Genomic DNA, 15,643 nt, shown 5'->3' with positions numbered 1-15,643 from the left:
CGGTGGGCAACCTGGCGAGTCGAACGACGTCGGGGCCCTGCGCCGCGCGTTCGCTTGTCCTGTCCATCGCCGCCCGCCCGGTGGTGATGCGATGAGGAGACAGGACCCGTGAACCAGATGACCCGGACCGGCGCCGAGGTGGCGACCGTCAAGCTCTTGATCGACGGCGCGTTCGTCGAATCCAGCAGCAGCCAGTGGCGCGAGGTCGTCGATCCGGCGACCCAGGACGTGCTCGCGCGCGTGCCGTTCGCCACCGCGGCGGAAGTGGACGCTGCCGTGGCCGCCGCACGACGCGCGTTCGCGAGCTGGCGCAAGACGCCGATCGGCGCCCGCGCGCGGATCTTCCTGGCGTACCAGCAGCTGATCCGTGCGCACATGGGCGAGCTGGCGGCGATCCTCACCCGCGAGCAGGGCAAGACCCTGGCCGATGCGGAAGGCGACGTGTTCCGCGGCCTGGAAGTGGTGGAACAGGCCGCGGCGATCGGCAACCTGCAACTGGGCGAACTGGCCAACAACGTGGCCAACGGCGTGGATACCTACACGCTGCTGCAGCCGCTGGGCGTGTGCGCCGGCATCACCCCGTTCAACTTCCCGGCGATGATTCCGTTGTGGATGTTCCCGATGGCCATCGCCACCGGCAACACCTTCGTGCTCAAGCCCTCCGAGCAGGATCCGCTGGTGACCATGCGGCTGGTCGAACTGGCGTTGCAGGCGGGCGTGCCCAAGGGCGTGCTGAACGTCGTGCACGGCGGCGCCGAGGTGGTCGATGCGCTGTGCGACCACCCCGACATCAAGGCGCTGTCGTTCGTCGGCTCCACCAAGGTCGGCACCCATGTCTACCAGCGCGCGGCGCTGGCCGGCAAACGCGTGCAATGCATGATGGGCGCCAAGAACCATGCGGTGGTGTTGGCGGATGCGGCGCGCGAACAGACCCTCGATGCACTGGTGGGGGCGGCCTTCGGCGCCGCCGGGCAGCGCTGCATGGCCGCCTCGACGGTGGTGCTGGTCGGCGCGGCGCGGCAGTGGATTCCCGCATTGGTGGCCAAGGCGCAGACGCTGAAGGTCAACGCCGGCAGCGAACCCGGTACCGACCTGGGGCCGGTGATCTCGCGCAGTGCGCGCGAGCGCATCGAAGCGCTGATCGCCACGGGCATCGCCGAAGGCGCGACGCTGGAGCTGGACGGACGCAACCCGACCGTGCCCGGGTTCGCGCTCGGCAACTTCGTCGGCCCGACGATCTTCTCCGGGGTCGCGCCGGGCATGCGCATCTACGACGAGGAGATCTTCGGCCCGGTGCTGGTGATCCTGGAGGCGGCGACGCTGGAGGAGGCGATCACCCTGGTCAACGCCAATCCGAACGGCAACGGCACGGCGCTGTTCACCCAATCCGGCGCCGCCGCACGCAAATTCCAGGAAGAGATCGACGTCGGCCAGGTCGGCATCAACGTGCCGATCCCGGTGCCGGTGCCGCTGTTCTCGTTCACCGGTTCGCGCGCCTCCAAGCTTGGCGACCTCGGCCCCTACGGCAAGCAGGCGGTGCAGTTCTACACGCAGACCAAGACCGTCACCGCGCGCTGGTTCGACGACGCCGGCGCCGGCCAGGGCGTCAACACCACGATCCGCCTGTCGTGATGGCCACGGCGATGCAGTGGCCGCTGGAGCAGCCGGCCGAGGTGGGCCTGGACGAGGCGCAGCGCGCCTATCGCGAGGCCGCGCGCGGCTTCGCCCAGGCCGAACTGGCGCCGCACGCGGCGCGCTGGGACGCGGACGGGATCTTTCCGCGCGAGGCGATCGGCAAGGCCGGCGAACTGGGCTTCTGCGGCCTGTACGTGGACGAGGACGCCGGCGGCAGCGGGCTGTCGCGCCTGGATGCGGCGATCGTGTTCGAGGAACTGGCCGCGGTCGATCCGTCCACCGCGGCCTTCATCAGCATCCACAATATGGCCACCTGGATGCTGACCCGCTTCGCCACGCCGGCGGTGCGCAAGGAGTGGGGCGCGGCGCTGGCCAGCGGCAGCAAGCTCGCCTCGTACTGCCTGACCGAACCCGGTGCCGGCTCCGACGCGGCCGCGTTGAAGACCCGGGCGGTGCGCGACGGCGACGGCTACCGCATCGACGGCAGCAAGGCGTTCATTTCCGGCGCTGGCGCGACCGACCTGCTGGTGGTGATGGCGCGCGCCGGCGAGGACGGCGCGCGCGGCATCAGCGCCTTCGCGGTGCCGGCCGATGCGGCGGGAATCGCCTACGGCCGCAACGAGGACAAGCTGGGCTGGCACAGCCAGCCGACCCGTGCGGTGAGCTTCGACGGCGTGCGCGTGCCACTCGCGCACCGACTGGGCGAGGAAGGCGAGGGCTTTCGCATCGCCATGCGCGGTCTCGACGGCGGCCGCCTCAACATCGCCGCGTGTTCGCTGGGCGCGGGGCAGGGCGCCCTGGACGCGGCGCGGCGCTATCTCGGCGAGCGCCGCCAGTTCGGCAAGAAGCTCGCCGAGTTCCAGGCGCTGCAGTTCACCCTGGCCGACATGGCCACGCAACTGGTCGCCGCGCGGCAGATGGTGCACACCGCCGCGCGCAAGCTCGATGCCGGCGCCCGCGATGCGACGGTGTGGTGCGCGATGGCCAAGCGCTTCGCCACCGATGCGGGCTTTTCGATCTGCAACGACGCGCTGCAGCTGCACGGCGGCTACGGCTACATCCGCGAGTATCCGGTCGAACGCCTGCTGCGCGACAGCCGGGTGCACCAGATCCTGGAGGGCACCAACGAAATCATGCGCGTGATCGTCGCGCGCCACCTGCTGAACACCGAAGAGGAATTGCGATGAGCGTTGCCGACACCTCCTACCGCAGCCGGGACTGGACCGGGCTGGGCCTGCGGATCGACGGCCACACCGCCGTGGTCACCCTGTCCAATCCGCCGGCCAACACCTGGACCGTGCACAGCCTGCGCGCGCTGCGCGCGCTGGTCGGCGCGCTGGACGCGGATCGGGACATCTATGCGCTGGTGCTCGTCGGCGCCGGCGAGAAGTTCTTCAGCGCCGGTGCCGACCTCAATCAGTTCGCCGACGGCGACAAGGCGCTGGCGCGCGACGCGGCCCGGCGTTTCGGCGAGGCCTTCGAAGCGCTGAGCGGATTCCGCGGCGTCAGCATCGCCGCGATCAACGGCTATGCGATGGGCGGCGGGCTCGAAGCGGCCTTGGCCTGCGACCTGCGCATCGCCGAGGCGCAGGCGCAGATGGCCCTGCCCGAAGCGACGGTGGGCCTGCTGCCCTGCGCCGGTGGCACCCAGAATCTGCCGCGACTGGTCGGCGAAGGCTGGGCCAAGCGCATGATCCTGCTCGGTGAACGGGTCGATGCCGAGACCGCGCTGCGGATCGGTCTGGTCGAGGAGGTCGTGCCGACCGGGCAGGCGCTGGCGCGCGCGCTGGAATGGGCGGCCAAGGCGGCGCGGCAGAGTCCGATCAGCGTGGCCGCGGCCAAGCGCCTGGTGCAGGCGACCCGCACGCAGTCGCATGCGAGCGCGCTGGTCAGCGAGCGCGAGGCGTTCGTGGATTTGTTCGACAGCGCCGACCAGGCCGAGGGCGTCAACGCCTTCCTTGGCAAGCGCGCGCCGACATGGAGGAACGCGTGAGCGCGCTCGCCGCCGACGAGTCCCCGGTGCTGTTCGAGATGCGAGCCGCTGGCGACGGCCGCCGCATCGGAATCGCCACGCTCAACGCGCCGCGCACCCTCAATGGCCTGTCGCTGGAGATGGCACGCCTGCTGGATGCGCAGCTGACGCAGTGGGCGCAGGATCCGACAGTGGCGCTGGTGGTGCTGCAGGGCGCGGGCGAAAAAGCGTTCTGTGCCGGTGGCGACCTGCATGGCCTGTATCGCGGGATGCGCGAGCGCGCCACCGAAGGCGCCGCCCTGCACGTGGAGCCGCGCGGCGATGCACACGCCGAGGCCTTCTTCGAAACCGAGTATCGGCTCGACTACCGCATCCACACCTTCCCCAAGCCGGTGCTGTGCTGGGGCCACGGCATCGTGATGGGCGGCGGGATCGGGCTGATGGCGGGTGCCAGCCACCGCGTGGTCGGCGAACGGTCCCGGCTCGCCTTCCCCGAGATCACGGTCGGCCTGTTTCCCGACGTGGGCGGCAGTTGGCTGCTGTCGCGGGTGCCGGCGCATGCCGGCCTGTTCCTGGCCTTGACCGGCGCACCGCTGTGCGCCGGCGACGCGCTCCACGCCGGCCTGGCCGACGTGCACGTGCCGGATGCGGCGCGCGCGGAGGTGCTGGCCGCGCTGCAGGCCACGATCTGGCCGGCCGCCGCGCAAGATACTTCGCACGCGCTCGACGCGGTGCTGGCCCGCTTCGCCACGCCTGCGCCGGCCGGTCCATTGCAACGGCACGCCGCGGCGATCGCCGACGCCTGCGCGCATCCCACGCTGGACGCGGTGGTGGCGGCGATTGCCGGCCTCGATGCCACCGATCCGTGGATCGCGACCGCGCAGGCCACGCTGGCCGCCGGCGCGCCGGGCTCGGCACGGCTGGCCTTCGAACTGCAGCAGCGCGCCGCGTCGCTGTCGTTGGCCGAGGTGTTTCGACTGGAGTACACCGTTGCCTTGCACTGCGCCGCGCATGGCGATTTCGCCGAAGGCATCCGCGCGCTGCTGATCGACAAGGACCGCGCCCCGCGCTGGCGGCCGGCCACGCTCGACGCCGCGTCCGCCGACTGGGCGCGCGCCTTCTTCCATGCGCCCTGGCCGGCGCAGGCCCACCCCCTGGCCGATCTCGGCCGCCACACGGAGACTCCCGCATGAGCCAGATCGCCTTCATCGGCCTGGGCAACATGGGTGGCCCGATGGCCGTCAACCTGGTCAGGGCCGGGCACGTGGTGCGCGTGTTCGACCTCAACCCTGCCGCCCTCGCGGCCGCGGCCGCCGCTGGCGCGCACGCGGCCGACAGCGCGATGGCCGCGGTCGCCGAGGCCGAGGTGGTGATCTCGATGCTGCCGGCCAGCCGCCACGTCGAAGACCTGTTCCTCGGTGCGCAGGGGCTGCTCGCGCACATTCCCGCGGGTGCGCTGCTTATCGACAGCAGCACGATTGCTCCCGCCTCCGCGCGCACCCTGGCCGCCGCGGCCGAGGCCCGCGGCCTGCAGCCGCTGGATGCGCCGGTGTCCGGCGGCACCGCCGGCGCCGCTGCCGGTACCTTGACCTTCATCGTCGGCGGCCCGGTCGCGACCCTGGAGCGCGCGCGGCCGGTGCTGGAGGCGATGGGCCGCAACATCTTCCACATGGGCGAGGCCGGTGCCGGGCAGGTCGCCAAGCTCTGCAACAACATGGCGCTGGGGGTGATCATGGCCGCGACCGGCGAAGCGCTCGCGCTGGGCGCCGCGCATGGGCTGGATCCGGCGGCGCTGTCGCGAATGATGGCGGTCAGCACCGGCCGCAGCTGGGCCACCGAGGTCTGCAATCCGTGGCCAGGCGTGCTGGAACAGGCGCCGGCCTCGCGCGGCTACAGCGGCGGCTTCGGCAGCGACCTGATGCTCAAGGACCTGGGCCTGGCCGCGGAAGCGGCGATGGCCACCGGCGCGGCGATCCCGCTGGGCGAACTGGCGCGCAACCTGTACGCGCTGAACCGCCGCCACGGCCGCGGCGGCCTGGACTTCTCCAGCGTCGTGCAACTGTTGGCGCAGGCCCCATGAGCAATGTCCGCGAACGCCTGACCCTGCCCGGCGGCGGCGGGCGCCTGCTGCTTCACTCGTGCTGCGCGCCGTGCTCGGGCGAACTGATGGAGTCGTTCGTCGCATCCGGCATCGACTACACGGTGTTCTTCTACAACCCCAACATCCACCCGGCCAGGGAATACGAGCTGCGCAAGCAGGAGAACATCCGCTTCGCCGAACAGCATGGCGTGCCCTTCGTCGATGCCGACTACGACACCGACAACTGGTTTGCCCGCGCCCGGGGCATGGAGAACGCGCCCGAGCGCGGCATCCGCTGCACGATGTGCTTCGACATGCGCTTCGAGCGCACCGCGCTGTACGCGCATGAGCACGGCTATGCGGTGATGACCAGTTCGCTGGGCATTTCGCGCTGGAAGGACATGCGCCAGATCACCGACAGCGGCATCCGTGCGGCTGCCCCGTACCCGGACCTGACCTACTGGGACTACAACTGGCGCAAGCATGGCGGTGCCGCGCGCATGGTCGAGATCAGCAAACGCGAGCGCTTCTACCAGCAGGAGTACTGTGGCTGCGTGTATTCGCTGCGCGACACCAATCGCCACCGCCGCGCGCAGGGCCGCGAGCGGATCAAGCTCGGCGTGCTGTTCTACGGCGACGACGAGGGCACGCCGTCGGACTGAGCCGCGCCTGCAGGCCGGAGCCGGCGCGGGACCGCTGCCGGCTCAGTCCTCTTCCGGCGGCAGCACGATCGCGTCGCTGTCGATGGCCAGCTTGCCGGCCAGCAATACCGCCTGGGTGCGGTTGGTGACCCCGAGCTTGCGCAGGATCGCGGTGACGTGCGCCTTGATGGTGGCCTCGGACACGCCCAGGTCGTAGGCGATCTGCTTGTTGAGGCTGCCGGCGCCGAGCATCTGCAGCACCCGGAACTGCTGCGGGGTCAGTTCGCGCAGGCGCTGCCCGACCTCGCGCTCGGCGCGGTCGGTGGGCGGGACGTTGTGCGCTTCCGGTGGCGCCCAGTGCTCGCCGTCCAGCACCGTGCCCAGGGCCAGGCCGATGGTGTCCGAGTCGGCCGACTTGGGAATGAAGCCGAACGCACCGTGGTCCAGCGCGCGCCGCATCACCGTCGGCTCCTCGCGCGCGGACACCACCACCACCGGCAACTGCGGATGCAGCGCACGCATGTGCACCAGCGCGCTGAAGCCCTGCGCACCGGGCATGTTGAGATCCATCAGCAGCAGATCGGCATCGGCGTGGCGATCGGCCAGCGCGTACAGCGCCTCGACGCTGTCGGCCTCGTACAACTGCACCCCCGGCATCACCCGCTGCACCGCCCCACGCAGCGCCTCGCGGAACAGGGGATGGTCGTCGGCGATCAGCAGGGTGGGCATGGGTGGGACCGGGAATGGGGAATCGGGAGTGGGGAATGGGAACGGCAAAAGCGGAACGTCGGGTGCCCAAGATGGCGAAGCGACGGGGAACGGCTTTTCCCATTCCCCATTCTCGATTCCCCATTCCCGACGCGCGTCAGCGCGTGAGTCGTTCGTTCACCAACGAATCCACCACCGATGGATCGGCCAGGGTCGAGGTGTCGCCGAGCTGGTCGGGGGCGTTCTCGGCGATCTTGCGCAGGATGCGGCGCATGATCTTGCCCGAGCGGGTCTTGGGCAGGCCCGGCGCCCACTGCAGGTGGTCGGGGGCGGCGATCGGGCCGATCTCCTTGCGCACCCAGGCCACCAGTTCCTTGTGCAGGGCCTCGCTGGGCTGTTCCTCGGCGACCAGGGTCACGTAGGCGTAGATGCCCTGGCCCTTGATGTCGTGCGGGAAGCCGACCACCGCCGCCTCGGCCACCTTGGGGTGGGCGACCAGCGCGCTCTCCACCTCGGCGGTGCCGATGCGGTGGCCGGAGACGTTGATGACGTCGTCGACGCGGCCGGTGATCCAGTAGTAGCCGTCGGCGTCGCGGCGGCAGCCGTCGCCGGTGAAGTAGCTGCCCGGATAGGTGCGGAAATAGGTGTCGATGAAGCGCTGGTGGTCGCCGTACACGGTGCGCATCTGCCCCGGCCAGGAATCGCGCAGCACCAGGTTGCCTTCGGTGGCGCCTTCCAGGATCTCGCCGTCGGCGCTGACCAGGGCCGGCTGCACGCCGAAGAACGGCAGCGTTGCCGAGCCGGGCTTGAGGTCGATGGCGCCGGCCAGCGGGGTGATCAGGATGCCGCCGGTCTCGGTCTGCCACCAGGTGTCCACGATCGGGCAGCGGCCATCGCCGACCACGTCGTAGTACCAGCGCCAGGCTTCGGGATTGATCGGCTCGCCGACGCTGCCGAGCAGGCGCAGGCTCTTGCGCGAGGTCTGCTTGACCGGCGCCTCGCCCTCGCGCATCAACGCGCGGATCGCGGTCGGGGCGGTGTAGAAGATCGTCACCTGGTGCTTGTCGATGACCTCCCAGAAGCGCGACACGCTCGGGTAGTTCGGCACGCCTTCGAACATCAGCGCGGTGGCGCCGTTGGCCAGCGGCCCGTAGACGATATAGCTGTGGCCGGTGACCCAGCCGACGTCGGCGGTGCACCAGTAGATGTCGTCCTCGCGCAGGTCGAACACGGTCTCATGGGTGTAGGCGGCGTACAGCAGGTAACCGGCGGTGGTGTGCAGCACGCCCTTGGGCTTGCCGGTGGAACCGGAGGTGTAGAGGATGAACAGCGGATCCTCGGCGTTCATGCGCTCGGGTTCGCATTCGGCCGGCTGGCTGTCGACCACATCGTGGAACCAGCGGTCGCGCGGGGCTTGCATGTCCACCGCGCCGCCGGTGTGGCGCACCACCAGCACGGTCTCCACGCTGGTGGTGCCGGGCAGCTTCAGCGCCGCGTCCACGTTGGCCTTGAGCGGGATCTTCTTGCCGCCGCGCAGGCCTTCGTCGGCGGTGATGATCAGCTTGCTGCCGCAGTCGATCACCCGGTCGGCGATCGAGTTGGGCGCAAAGCCGCCGAACACCACCGAGTGGATCGCGCCGATGCGCGCGCAGGCCAGCATCGCCACCGCGGCATCGGGGATCATCGGCAGGTAGATGGTGACACGGTCGCCCTTGCGCACGCCCAGCGCGCGCAGCGCGTTGCCGAGCCGGCACACGCGCTCGTACAGCTCGCGATAGGTGACGCGGTAGGACGGCGCGTCCGGGCTGTCCGGCTCGAACAGCAGCGCGGTCTTGTCGCCGCGGGTGGCCAGTTGCCGGTCGAGGCAGTTGACGCTGGCGTTGAGTTCGCCGTCGTCGAACCAGCGGATGCGGAAGTCGTCCAGGGCGAAGCTGACGTCCTTGATCCGGGTCGGCTTCCTGAACCAGTCCAGGCGCTCGGCCACCTTGCCCCAGAACGCTTCCGGCTGTTCCACCGATGCCTTGTACTGGGTCTGGTACTGGGTCTTGTCGACCCGCGCACGGGCGGCGAACTGCGGATCGACGGGGTAGAGATCGGCCATGGTTCCCTCTGCATTGAACGGGGCGCCGCATGCGGCGGCGCGTCAACGCGCAGTGTGCCGCATCCGACGTCAAGCGCACACGCGCCGGGCCTTAGACGATGGTCGTAACTCAGCCGACGTTCGACTAATGGCCAATAGGCGCGCCCGCCGCGCTCGCGCACGCTGGGCTACGGCCGTGCGCATGCGTGCGGCCATCCATTATTCGGGAGGGAGTAATGAGCAACCGCATCGCATCCTTGGCGCGTCGCCCGTTGGCGGCGGCGCTGTTGGTGGCCCTGGTCGCGCCCGGCGCGGCCTTCGCCCAAGGCAAGCCCTCGGCGCGCGAACAGGCGCTGGAGACCCGCGTGGCCGAGCTGGAGCGGCAGGTGCAGCAACTGCTGTCCGCGCAGCAACAGCAGCAGGGGCAGATCGCGCAGACCCAGACCGAGGTCGCCGCGGTCCGCTCGACCCAGGCCGCGCCGCCGCCGCCACCCCCGGCGCCGCCGGCCGGCAAGGCCCCGATCCAGGTCACCACCATCACCCCGGGCGCCACGCCCGGCACCACCTTCAAGGTTGGCGGCTTCATCAAGGCCGACTTCCTGGCCACCCGCACCGGCGACGGCCAGCTCGCCGACGACGCCACCGGCCGCGCGCTGTACCTGCCCGGGCAGACCCCGGTGGGTGGCGCCAAGTCCGGCACCGACTACAACGCCCACGCCAAGTTCTCGCGGATCAACTTCGGCGTGGACAGCGTCACCGAAGGCGGCAACAAGGCCGGCGCGCTGGTGGAACTGGACTTCTTCGGCAACGCGCTGGGCACCCAGACCGCCACCAACACCTACGGCGCCACCCTGCGTCACGCCTACATGTACTGGAACCACTGGCTGGCCGGCCAGACCTGGTCCAACTTCATGGATCCGGCGGCGCTGCCGGAAGCGGCCGACTTCATCGGCCCCACCGACGGCGTGGTGTTCGTGCGCCAGGCGCAGCTGCGCTACACCAACGGCGGCTTCAGCATCGCCCTGGAGAACCCCGAAACCACCCTGTACACGCGCAGCGTGGCCGGCGTGGTCAGCACCGCCAGTTCCGACCGCGGCGCGCTCCCGGACCTGACCGTGCGCTACGGCTGGAAGGGCGACTGGGGCAGCTTCGGCGTCGCCGGCGTGGTCGGCCAGCAGAAGGTCGACAACCGCGCCACCGGCGCCGACGCCAGCAAGGCCTCCGGCGGTCTGACCCTGGGCGGCAAGTGGGTGGCCAGCGACAGCGACAGCCTGTTCTACCAGCTCACCGGCGGCGAAGGCATCGGCCGCTACATCGGCCTGGGCATCACCCAGAACGCGGTGTACGACGCGGCCGACCGCGACCTCGACACGGTCGGCGTGGTCGCCGGCTACGTCGGCTGGCGCCATGCGTTCTCGCCCAAGCTGCGCACCAACCTGATCTACGCGCGCAGCGACTACGACAACGACACCGCGCGCACCGGCCTGGCCGTGACCAAAAGCGTGCAGAGCATCCGCGGCAACGTCTTCTACTCGCCGTTGCCCAAGGTCGATATCGGCGCCGAGCTGATGTACGGCAAGCGCGAGATCGAAAGCGGCGCCACGGGCGACATCACCCGCCTGCAGTTCACCACCAAGTACAGCTTCTGATCCGCGCCGCGGCCACTTACCGGAGCCATCTCATGAGCCTCTCCAACGACGCGCTGATCGCCAGGATCGACGCCAATCCGAAGTACCACGCGCTCAAGCGCCAGCGCAACGCGCTGGGCTGGACGCTGACCATCCTGATGTTGCTGGCCTACTTCGGCTTCATCGGTCTGATCGCCTTCGACAAGGCGTTCCTGGCCCAGCCGATGGGCAGCGGCGTCACCACCATCGGCATCCCGATCGCGATCGGGGTGATGGTCTTCACCATCGCCATCACCGCGATCTACGTGCGTCGCGCCAACACCGTATACGACCAGCTGACCGCCGCCATCCTCGAGGACGCCCGCCAATGAGCAAGCACCTGCGCTTCCTTCTGCTGCTGCTGCTGGCCGCGTTGCTGCCGGCCGGCGCGGCCCTGGCCGCCGGCGGCGATGTCGGCCAGACCGACAAGCAGCCGACCAACTGGGTGGCGATCTCCATGTTCGCCTTCTTCGTCGCCGGCACCTTGTGGATCACCAAGTGGGCGGCGAAGAAGACCCGCTCGGCGTCGGATTTCTACACCGCCGGTGGCGGCATCACCGGCTTCCAGAACGGCCTGGCGATCGCCGGCGACTACATGTCGGCGGCCTCGTTCCTGGGCATCACCGCGGCGGTGATGACCAACGGCTACGACGGCCTGATCTACGCCATCGGCTTCCTGGTCGGCTGGCCGATCCTGACCTTCCTGATGGCCGAGCGCCTGCGCAACCTCGGCAAGTACACCTTCGCCGACGTGGCCGGCTACCGCTTCGCGCCGACCGCGATCCGCAGCTTCGCCGCCTCCGGCACGCTGGTGGTGGTGCTGTTCTACCTGATCGCGCAGATGGTCGGCGCCGGCGCGCTGATCAAGCTGCTGTTCGGCCTGGACTACTGGGTGGCGGTGAGCCTGGTCGGCGTGCTGATGATGGTCTACGTGCTGTTCGGCGGCATGACCGCCACCACCTGGGTGCAGATCATCAAGGCGGTGCTGCTGCTGACCGGCGTGACCTTCATGGCCGTGGCCATCATGTGGCACTTCAACTTCAGCTTCGAGGCGTTGTTCGCCGAGGGCGTGCGGGTGAAGACCGCGGTGGCGGCCAACGGCGGCGCCTCGCCGGAAGAGGCGGCCACTGCCGGCCTGTCGATCATGGGCCCGGGCGGCTTCGTCAAGGACCCGATCTCGGCGATCTCCTTCGGCATGGCGCTGATGTTCGGCACCGCCGGCCTGCCGCACATCCTGATGCGCTTCTTCACCGTTCCCGACGCCAAGCAGGCGCGCAAGTCGGTGCTGTGGGCCACCACCTGGATCGGCTACTTCTACATCCTGATCTTCATCATCGGCTTCGGCGCCATCGCCCTGGTACTGACCAACCCGCAGTTCGCCGACGTCGCCACCGGCACCATCCACGGCGGCAAGGGTGCGGCCAACATGGCGGCGGTGCTGGTCGGCAATGCGGTGGGCGGCAACGTGTTCATGGGCTTCATCTCCGCGGTGGCCTTCGCCACCATCCTGGCGGTGGTCGCCGGTCTGACCCTGTCCGGCGCCTCGGCGGTGTCCCACGACCTGTACGCCACGGTGATCAAGAAGGGCAATCCAGCCCCGGGCTCGGAACTGAAGGTGTCGCGCGTCACCACCATCGCGCTGGGCGTGATCGCGGTGTTGCTGGGCATCGTGTTCGAGAAGCAGAACGTGGCCTTCATGGTGTCGCTGGCCTTCGCCATCGCCGCCTCGGCCAATTTCCCGGTGCTGATCCTGTCGTTGCTGTGGAAGGACTGCACCACCCGCGGCGCGGTGATCGGCGGCTTCCTGGGCCTGATCTCCTCGCTGGTGCTGACCGTGCTGTCGCCGTCGGTGTGGGTGGACACGCTGGGCAACCCGACCGGCTCGGCGCCGTTCCCGTACACCTCGCCGGCGCTGTTCTCGGTGACGATCGGCTTCGTCGGCATCTGGCTGTTCTCGGTGCTGGACCGCAGCGCACAGGCCGGCAAGGAACGCGCCGCGTTCAAGGCGCAGCAGATCCGCGCCGAGACCGGGCTGGGCGCCTCGCGCGGGTCGGGTCACTGAGCACGCTCGCCTAAGCAGGACGCGGCCATCGCCGCACGCGACGCCGGCCCTTGTGCCGGCGTCGTCGTGTCTGCGGGCAGCGGCTACCATGGCGGGCCCTTGCCGCCCCGGTCGCCTGCATGCGCTATCGCTGGATCCTGTTCGACGCCGACGACACCTTGTTCCACTTCGACGCCTTCGCCGGCCTGCAGCGCATGTTCGCCGGCTACGGCGTGCAGTTCGGCGAGGCGGATTACGCCGAATACACCGCCTGCAACCGGCCGCTGTGGGTGCAGTACCAGAACGGCGCGATCACCGCCTTGCAGTTGCAGCAGCGCCGCTTCGCCGACTGGGCGCAGCGCCTGCAGACCGCGCCGGAGACCTTGAATACGGCGTTCCTTGCGGCGATGGCCGAGCTGTGCGCGCCGCTGGACGGAGCGGTGGACCTGCTCGACGCGCTGCGTGGGCGCGCGCGCCTGGGGCTGGTCACCAACGGCTTCGGCGCGCTGCAGACCGCGCGCCTGCAGCGCACCGGCCTGCACGACCGCTTCGAGGTCATCGCCATTTCCGAGGTGGTGGGCGTGGCCAAGCCGCACCCGGGGATCTTCGCGCACGCGCTGGCGCAACTGGGCGATCCGCTACCGGCGCAGGTGCTGATGGTCGGCGACAACCCGCAGGCCGACATCGCCGGCGGCCTTGCCGCCGGGCTGCACACCTGCTGGTTCAACGCGCACGGCGCCGCCGCGCCGGAGGGCATCGTGCCGCACCACCAGGTCGCCTCGCTGGCGCAGTTGCAGGCGTGGTTGCTGGAGGAGACGGCGTCGCTGTAGCACATCTGCTCGCGTGCCTGGCGCCATCGGGTCGGGACTGAAGTCCCTCCCACAGGTGGAAACTCCAGTTCGCGGCCAATGTTGGGGTGCCCCTTGTGGGAGGGACTTCAGCCCCGACGCGACCCACTGTGAGACCGAGGGCGCGCGGCCGCGCGCTGCCGACCCGCGGCCTGCGCGCACGGCCGCCGCAACCGCCATCGTATAGTGCGCCCATGCCGACCTCCGCCGCCGACGCCGCTTCCGCTGACACGCCGCTGGCCGCCCTGCCAGTCACCCTGCAGCGCCTGCGCGCGGCCTGGCAGGCGGCCAAGCCGGAGCGGGCGCAGCGCCGCGAGGACCTGCTGCGCTTGCGCGCGGCGCTGAAGCGGCGGCTGCCGGAGATGGCCGATGCCATCGCCGCCGATTTCGGCCACCGCTCGCGCCACGAATCGTTGCTGGCCGACGGCATGACCGTGCTCGGCGAGATTGATCACCTGCTGCGCCATCTGAAGCGCTGGATGCGCCCGCAGCGGGTCGGCGCCGGCTGGCGGCTGTGGCCGGCGCGCGCGGAAGTGCGGCCGGTGCCGGTCGGCGTGGTCGGGGTGATCGCACCCTGGAACTACCCGGTCAACCTGGCGCTGATCCCGCTGGCCACCGCCATTGCCGCCGGCAACCATGTCTACCTGAAACCCTCCGAGCACACCCCGCGCACCGCGCAGTTCCTGCAGTCGCTGCTGGCCGAGGTGTTCCCGCCGCAGCGGGTGGCGGTGGCGCTGGGCGGGGCCGAGGTGGCGTCGGCGTTCGCCGCGTTGCCGCTGGACCACCTGGTGTTCACCGGCTCCACCGCGGTCGGGCGCAAGGTGATGGCGGCGGCCGCGCCCAACCTGACCCCGCTGACCCTGGAGCTGGGCGGCAAGTCGCCGGCCATCGTCTGCGCCGACTACCCGCTGGAGCAGGCCGCCGCGCGCCTGGCCACCGGCAAGTGGTTCAACGCCGGGCAGACCTGCATCGCCCCGGACTACGTGCTGATCGACGCCGGCCGCGAGGCGGCGCTGGTGCAGGCGCTGCGCGCGCAGGTGCTGGCGCGCTATGGCGATTTCGCCAGCGCCGAGGACTACACCCGCATCGTCAACGCCGGCCAGTACCGGCGCCTGCGCGGCTACCTGGACGATGCCCGTGCGCGCGGCCTGGAAGTGATCGAACTGGCCACCGTGGAGCGCGAACGCGCCGAGCGCGAGCGACTGATCGTGCCGACCGTGGTGCTGCAGCCGGGCGACGATGCGCTGCTGATGCAGGAGGAGATCTTCGGCCCGATCCTGCCGCTGCGCAGCTACCGCTCGCTGGATGCGGCCATCGCCGAGATCAACGGCCGCGACCGGCCGCTGGCGCTGTATCCCTTCAGCCACGACCGCGCCCGGATCGAGGCGATCTTGCACGCCACCATCGCCGGCGGCGTCACCGTCAACGACAGCCTGCTGCATTTCGCCGCCAACGCACTGCCCTTCGGCGGCATCGGCCCCAGCGGCATGGGCGCCTACCACGGCCGCGCCGGCTTCGACGCCTTCAGCAAGGCCCTGCCGATCCTGTGGCAGGCGCGCCGCGCCGGTACCGATCTGCTCAAGCCGCCGTACGCGCGGATCGCGCGCATGCTTTCGTTCCTGTTGCGGTGAGCGATGCGTACTGGGCGTCTAGTGCGCGCGTGCATGGCGGGCGCGCGTGTAGGAGCGGCTTCAGCCGCGAGGCGTTACCGGTAAGGCCTCGCGGCTGAAGCCGCTCCTGCAGGGGAAATGCGTGTCTCGCCAAGGAAGCGATCGCTAGAGGCGTGCTTCAGCCGCGACCGGCGGAGCCCAGCCCGATCCCGAGGTGCACGCGTCGGTCGCCTCACAGACGGGGTCCGACCGACCCCGCCACCGGGACGCATCGCAGCCCAAACGGCAGCAAATCGTGGCGCAGTCCACAGTCCATTCCCGGGTCGCACCCCGGAAATAAATAATTCACAGTAAGTTATTA

The 15,643-nt window shown here is 70.1% G+C and carries 13 protein-coding genes; 11 read left to right on the top strand and 2 right to left on the bottom strand.

The window, feature by feature from the left end:
* The first annotated feature begins 117 nt into the window (after positions 1-117).
* Genes J7357_RS06740 through J7357_RS06715 form a run of 6 tightly spaced genes read left to right on the top strand, consistent with a single transcriptional unit; the run spans position 118 to position 6,349 of the window.
* Entirely contained in the window at positions 118-1,632 is a 1,515-nt protein-coding gene (locus J7357_RS06740; protein WP_209245655.1) for a CoA-acylating methylmalonate-semialdehyde dehydrogenase, read from the top strand.
* 11 nt (positions 1,633-1,643) lie between these two features.
* Positions 1,644-2,822: an acyl-CoA dehydrogenase family protein gene (locus J7357_RS06735; protein WP_209245654.1), complete on the top strand. Its 1,179-nt coding sequence runs from the start codon at positions 1,644-1,646 to the stop codon at positions 2,820-2,822.
* Positions 2,819-3,628 (top strand): enoyl-CoA hydratase, encoded by an 810-nt coding sequence (locus tag J7357_RS06730; RefSeq protein ID WP_209245509.1) that lies wholly within the window; start codon positions 2,819-2,821, stop codon positions 3,626-3,628. Before J7357_RS06735 ends, J7357_RS06730 begins: the two co-directional genes overlap by 4 nt.
* Positions 3,629-3,666: 38 nt before the next feature.
* A complete protein-coding gene (locus J7357_RS06725; protein WP_244667351.1) occupies positions 3,667-4,800 on the top strand; it encodes an enoyl-CoA hydratase/isomerase family protein in 1,134 nt (377 codons plus the stop codon).
* Positions 4,797-5,687: a 3-hydroxyisobutyrate dehydrogenase gene (gene mmsB, locus J7357_RS06720; protein WP_209245507.1), complete on the top strand. Its 891-nt coding sequence runs from the start codon at positions 4,797-4,799 to the stop codon at positions 5,685-5,687. Before J7357_RS06725 ends, mmsB begins: the two co-directional genes overlap by 4 nt.
* Positions 5,684-6,349, top strand: a complete 666-nt coding sequence (locus J7357_RS06715; RefSeq protein WP_209245506.1) for an epoxyqueuosine reductase QueH — start codon at positions 5,684-5,686, stop codon at positions 6,347-6,349. The genes mmsB and J7357_RS06715 overlap by 4 nt, the downstream gene beginning before the upstream one ends.
* 42 nt (positions 6,350-6,391) lie before the next feature.
* Here the strand turns inward: J7357_RS06715 and J7357_RS06710 are convergent, their stop codons facing one another.
* Positions 6,392-7,057, bottom strand: coding sequence for a response regulator transcription factor (locus J7357_RS06710; protein WP_010342764.1), 666 nt, complete (start codon positions 7,055-7,057; stop codon positions 6,392-6,394).
* 136 nt (positions 7,058-7,193) lie between these two features.
* Positions 7,194-9,137, bottom strand: a complete 1,944-nt coding sequence (gene acs, locus J7357_RS06705) for an acetate--CoA ligase (RefSeq protein WP_209245505.1) — start codon at positions 9,135-9,137, stop codon at positions 7,194-7,196.
* A gap of 215 nt (positions 9,138-9,352) precedes the next feature.
* Here acs and J7357_RS06700 point away from each other — a divergent pair, with 215 nt between their 5' ends.
* The 5 genes from J7357_RS06700 to J7357_RS06680 all read left to right on the top strand — a co-directional run bounded on the left by J7357_RS06700 (position 9,353) and on the right by J7357_RS06680 (position 15,303).
* On the top strand, positions 9,353-10,765 hold the full coding sequence (locus J7357_RS06700) for a DcaP family trimeric outer membrane transporter (protein WP_209245504.1): 1,413 nt from the start codon (positions 9,353-9,355) through the stop codon (positions 10,763-10,765).
* 32 nt (positions 10,766-10,797) lie between these two features.
* Positions 10,798-11,115, top strand: a complete 318-nt coding sequence (locus J7357_RS06695; RefSeq protein ID WP_209245503.1) for a DUF485 domain-containing protein — start codon at positions 10,798-10,800, stop codon at positions 11,113-11,115.
* Entirely contained in the window at positions 11,112-12,845 is a 1,734-nt protein-coding gene (locus tag J7357_RS06690; RefSeq protein ID WP_209245502.1) for a cation acetate symporter, read from the top strand. The genes J7357_RS06695 and J7357_RS06690 overlap by 4 nt, the downstream gene beginning before the upstream one ends.
* 119 nt (positions 12,846-12,964) lie before the next feature.
* The gene (yjjG, locus tag J7357_RS06685) at positions 12,965-13,654 is read left to right on the top strand and encodes a pyrimidine 5'-nucleotidase (protein WP_209245501.1); all 690 of its coding nucleotides are present in this window, start codon (positions 12,965-12,967) and stop codon (positions 13,652-13,654) included.
* Between the two features lie 212 nt (positions 13,655-13,866).
* Positions 13,867-15,303: a coniferyl aldehyde dehydrogenase gene (locus tag J7357_RS06680; RefSeq protein ID WP_209245500.1), complete on the top strand. Its 1,437-nt coding sequence runs from the start codon at positions 13,867-13,869 to the stop codon at positions 15,301-15,303.
* Positions 15,304-15,643: the final 340 nt, after the last annotated feature.

Origin of the sequence: Xanthomonas sp. D-109, assembly GCF_017746095.1 — a bacterium.
Classification (GTDB): Bacteria; Pseudomonadota; Gammaproteobacteria; order Xanthomonadales; family Xanthomonadaceae; genus Xanthomonas_A; species Xanthomonas_A sacchari.
The sequence above is the reverse complement of the archived record's forward strand: the minus strand, read 5'-3'. Positions and strand labels throughout refer to the sequence as shown.